The sequence below is a fragment of the Bauldia sp. genome (assembly GCF_020442045.1).
GTDB lineage: Bacteria > Pseudomonadota > Alphaproteobacteria > Rhizobiales > Kaistiaceae > Bauldia.
Window position 1 is genome coordinate 1 of sequence record NZ_JAGRLA010000023.1, and the last position, 4,695, is coordinate 4,695.

Sequence of the window (4,695 nt, forward strand, 5' to 3'; positions counted from 1 at the left end):
CGGCGACCGGCGCGGCGGGAGCCGGCGTCGTACCGCCGGCCGCGGCCGCCGCGGGCGCGCTTTCGAGCAGAATCGGATTGCCGGCGACCGGCGCGGGTTTCGAAAGGTTCGACGTGGTTTGCACGCACGCACTCAGACCGAAAGCCAGAACGAGCGTGGCCGGCAGTGCGAAACGCTTTGCGCGTATCGCCCCCGCGCCACTTCTGCCATGGTGGTTGGCCAAGGTGATCAAAGCGTTAAGACCAGCTCTTTAATCTATTACCATGAGCGACCATCACGTCCTATTATGTCGAAAAAGCGGGTTCTGGGCGCATCAAAGCGGCATCGGGCAGGAATGACTACCGAAAAACCGTCAAACGACAGTTATGGAATCCGGGACCCGGAAGCCTTCGCCCATAACCTCGCCCGCATCATGGAAGAAGCCGGCAAGGCCGCTTCCGCCTACCTTAAGCCGCGTGAAGAAGGCAAGGCCAGCTTTGATTTTGTCGACAGCGCCGGCGAATTCACCAAGACCCTGTCGCGGGTCGCCGAATACTGGCTGTCCGATCCCGAGCGGACCGTCGAGGCGGAGAGCAGCCTGGTCGCGCGCTACATCGACCTGTGGACCGGTTCCCTCAAGCGGATGATGGGCGAGTCGACCGGGCCGACCGCCGAGCCGGAGCCCGGCGACAAGCGCTTCGTCGACCCGCAATGGAGCGAGAACCAGTTCTTCGACTTCCTCAAGCAATTCTACCTGATCACCAGCCGCTGGGCGATCGACCTGGTCGATCAGACCGACGACGACATGGACCCGCATACCAAGCTCAAGGCGGGTTTCTACATGCGCCAGATCGCCAACGCCCTGGCGCCGTCGAATTTCGTGATGACCAACCCGGAGCTGCTGCGCGAGACCCTGTCCTCCAATGCCGAGAATCTGGTTCGCGGCATGCACATGCTCGCCGAGGACATCGAGGCGGGCCACGGCGACCTCAAGATCCGGCAGTCGAGCAAGGGGGACTTCAAGCTCGGCGAAAACATCGCCAACACCCCCGGCAAGGTGATCCACCAGAACAGCCTCTGCCAGGTCATCCAGTATGCCCCGACGACCGATACCGTGCTGAAGCGGCCGCTCGTCATCGTCCCGCCGTGGATCAACAAGTTCTACATTCTCGATCTCAACCCGGACAAATCCTTCATCCGCTGGTGTGTCGACCAGGGCCACACGGTCTTCGTCATCTCCTGGGTCAATCCCGGCAAGGAGCATGCCCGCAAGAACTTCGGCGACTACATGCGCGACGGCGTCATCGAGGCGGTCGATGTCGCGATGAAGGTCACCGGTGCCGACGGGGTCAACGCGGTTGGCTATTGCGTCGGCGGCACCATGCTCGCCGTCACCCTCGCCTGGATGGCGGCGAAGAAGGACGACCGCATCAAGAGCGCCACCTTCTTCGCCACCCAGGTGGACTTCACCCATTCCGGCGACCTGAAGGTCTTCGTCGACGAGGAACAGATCGCCGATCTCGAATACAAGATGAAGATGCGCGGCTACCTCGAGGGCCGCAAGATGGCGAGCGCCTTCAACATGCTGCGCTCCAACGACCTGATCTGGCCCTATGTCATCGCCAATTACATGAAGGGCAAGGAGCCCTCGCCCTTCGACCTGCTCTACTGGAATTCCGACGCCACCCGGATGCCGGCGGCCAATCACGCCTTCTACCTGCGCAACTGCTACCTGAAGAACCGGCTATCCGCCGGCGAGATGGAGGTTGCCGGCGTGACGCTCGACCTCGCCAGGAGCAAGGTCCCGATCTACAACCTCGCGACCCGCGAGGACCATATCGCGCCGCCGCGCTCCGTCTTCTACGGGTCGTCCTTCTTCGGCGGCAAGGTGACCTTCGTGCTCACCGGATCCGGCCATATCGCGGGCGTCATAAATCCGCCATCCCGGAACAAGTATCAGTACTGGACGGGCCCCGCGCCGCGGGGTGACCGTTACGACGAATGGGCCGAGAAGGCGAAGGAGCATCCCGGATCCTGGTGGCCGCACTGGCAGGCCTGGATCGAGGCGAAGAACAAGACCAGGGTCAAGCCCCCGAAAATGGGCGGCGGCAGGTTCAAGTCGATCGAGGATGCTCCCGGAAGCTACGTTAGGGTCAAGGCATGAGCGTTGCTATCATCGGTGCTGGGACAATGGGCGCGGGACTTGCCCGCAGGATCGCGGCGACTGGCGAGAATGTCCTCCTGACCGGCCGCGATCCGACCAGGATCGCCATGATCGCAGTCGACATGCCGGGTGACGTGAAGCCGGGACCGATTTCCCATGTCGTGCAATCGGATATGGTTATTCTGGCGGTCCCCTATTCCGCCGCGGCCGATGCCCTTGCCGAGGCCGGACCGCTGACCGGCAAGGTCCTTGTCGATATCAGCAACCCGGTCGGCCCGGAGCGGTCGCTTGCCATCGGCATGACGACATCGGCCGGTGAAGAGATCCAGAAGCTGGTGCCCCAGGCGCGGGTGGTGAAGGCGTTCAACACGATCTTCTCCGAATTGCTCGGGCTCAAGCTGAGCGAGCCGGACAAGCCACCTCAGGTGATGTTCGCGGGCGATCACGAATTCGCCAATCACAAGGTCGAGGAACTGATCCGCGCGATCGGCTTCGAGCCGCTCGACGTCGGGCCGCTGAAGAATGCCCGCTTCATGGAGCCGGTCGGCGTGATGATGATCGAGCTCGGCTACGGCCTCGGCCGTGGTACGCGGATCGCGCCGCGCTTCGTTGAATACTGAGCCGGTGGGACTGGACGCTACGATCCGGGAGGCGGGCATCGCCGACCGGGACACGGTGACCGACATCGAGCGTCGCGCATTCGGACGCAACGACGAAGCGGCGCTGACCAGCGACCTGCTCGTCGACCCGACGGCCGCGCCGTGTCTTTCATTGATCGCCGTCGAGGCGGACCGGCCCGTCGGCCACATCCTGTTCACCGCCGCCAGGATTGTGGCCGCGCCCCGCGCGGTTGTCGCATCCATCCTCGCACCGCTCGCCGTCGTCCCGCAGGCGCAGGGCCGGGGCATCGGCGGAAAGTTGATTGCCGAAGGGCTCAGGCGGCTCGAGGCGCGCGGCGGCGACCTCGTCTTTGTTCTCGGTCACCCCGGCTACTATCGGCGGTCCGGCTTCGCAACCGCGGGTCGGTCGGGTCTGGAAGCCCCCTATCCCATCCCGAAAAAGGACGCCGATGCCTGGATGGTCCGGCCGCTCCGCGACGGAATCATCGGCGCGGTCACCGGCCGGGTGGTGGCCGCGGACACGCTGATGCGGCCGGAATACTGGCGGGAGTAGGCCCTGAACTGGCTCCCCGCGACCTATTCCTCGACATGCCCCGAGGGGATGCCGTCGATCGACACCGAATTGTGCTTGCGCCGGTAGCCGGCGAGATCGGCCTGCCTTTCGGCCCAGTTGGCCAGCGACGGCCTTTCCCTTTGATAGTCGTAGACCGGCACTCCGTAGCCGCAGGAGGTCTGCGCCGATTCGACATCGAGGACGATGATCTGCCGTGCCGCCGCCGGCTCTTTCCCGTCGAAGGCTTCGGAGAGCATCTGGCGATAGGCATCGCTGCCGCGTGGCAGGACCCGCCCCCGCCCGTAGAGCCGCAGGACGTTGGGCGGCCCCTCGAAGGCGCAGAACATGATGGTCACCCGCCCGTCCGCCCGGATGTGGGCGGCGGTCTCGTTGCCGCTGCCCGTCCAGTCGAGATAGGCGATCAGGTTCGGCCCGAGAACCCGCATCGCCTCCAGTCCTTTCGGCGAAAGGTTGATCCGGGCGCCGTCGGCCGCGGTGGCAACGAAGAATACCCGCTGCCGCTCGATGAAGGCGCGCAGCTTCGGTTCGATGCTCGTATAGAAATCCGCCATTCCGCCTCCTATCGCAGCTTGGCGAGCAGCTCCTTGGTCGGATAGGAATCGGCCGGCATGCCAAGCTGTAACTGCACGTCCTTGACCGCTTCGCGGGTCATCTCGCCGATGATCCCGTCGATCTTGCCGACGTTGTAGCCCTTCTTGGCGAGGATGGTCTGGAGCTGGGCGACTTCCTTCGACGACAGGCTGTTGATCGCGCCGCTGCCGCGACTGACCTTGCCGGCGCCGGCCATGCGGGTCGCGAAATAGGCAGCCGTCGTGGTGTAGACGAGCGACGAGTTCCATTCGAGCAGCACGTTGAAATTCGGATAGGCCAGGAAGGCGGGACCATTCCGGCCCATCGGCAGCAACAGCGCCGCCACCATGCCGTCCGAGGGCAGGTTCTTGCCGACGCCTTTCACCCCGGCCGCCGCCCATTCCGAACGCGGCAGCTGGATCCTGAGGTCGGCCATCTCCCAGGGGAACTCCTTGGGCACCGTGACTTCCTGCAGCCATGGCTCGCCGCGCCGCCATCCGATATTGGCGAGGTAATTGCCGGCGGAGCCGAGTGCGTCCGGCGAGCTCTTGATCAGGTTGACATGGCCATCGCCGTCGAAGTCGACGCCATAGTCGTAGTAGTGCATGGGGAGAAACTGGAGCTGTCCCATCTCGCCTGCCCAGGGACCGCGCATCTGCGTCGGCGTCAGGTCGCCCCGGTCGATGATCTTCAGCGCCGCGATCAACTGCTGGCGGAAGAGATCGGGCCGGCGGCAGTCGTAGGCGAGCGTCGCCAGCGACACGAGCGTGTGACCATCACCGACATTC

The 4,695-nt window shown here is 64.4% G+C and carries 5 protein-coding genes and 1 pseudogene; 3 read left to right on the forward strand and 3 right to left on the reverse strand.

Annotated features, from left to right (window positions below; genetic code table 11):
- Positions 1-232 (reverse strand): annotated as a pseudogene (locus KDJ86_RS02515) (hypothetical protein); the annotation flags it as partial.
- 102 nt (positions 233-334) lie between these two features.
- On the opposite strand from KDJ86_RS02515, the gene phaC reads away from it, so the two are divergent.
- From phaC to KDJ86_RS02530, 3 genes are read left to right on the forward strand one after another with little or no spacing between them, the layout of a single operon-like run.
- Positions 335-2,143 carry a class I poly(R)-hydroxyalkanoic acid synthase gene (gene phaC / locus KDJ86_RS02520; RefSeq protein WP_291742463.1) on the forward strand — a complete coding sequence of 603 codons (1,809 nt, stop codon included), beginning with the start codon at positions 335-337 and terminating at the stop codon, positions 2,141-2,143.
- Positions 2,140-2,763: an NADPH-dependent F420 reductase gene (locus KDJ86_RS02525; RefSeq protein ID WP_291742466.1), complete on the forward strand. Its 624-nt coding sequence runs from the start codon at positions 2,140-2,142 to the stop codon at positions 2,761-2,763. Before phaC ends, KDJ86_RS02525 begins: the two co-directional genes overlap by 4 nt.
- A gap of 4 nt (positions 2,764-2,767) precedes the next feature.
- The gene (locus tag KDJ86_RS02530; RefSeq protein ID WP_291742469.1) at positions 2,768-3,316 is read left to right on the forward strand and encodes a GNAT family N-acetyltransferase; all 549 of its coding nucleotides are present in this window, start codon (positions 2,768-2,770) and stop codon (positions 3,314-3,316) included.
- A 23-nt stretch (positions 3,317-3,339) separates the two neighbouring features.
- Here the strand turns inward: KDJ86_RS02530 and KDJ86_RS02535 are convergent, their stop codons facing one another.
- Both KDJ86_RS02535 and KDJ86_RS02540 read right to left on the reverse strand, forming a co-directional pair.
- Complete coding sequence (locus KDJ86_RS02535; RefSeq protein ID WP_291742472.1) at positions 3,340-3,888, reverse strand: pyridoxamine 5'-phosphate oxidase family protein; 549 nt, start codon at positions 3,886-3,888, stop codon at positions 3,340-3,342.
- A gap of 8 nt (positions 3,889-3,896) precedes the next feature.
- The coding region (locus KDJ86_RS02540; RefSeq protein ID WP_291742474.1) for a lytic murein transglycosylase at positions 3,897-4,695 on the reverse strand (799 nt) is incomplete at its 5' end.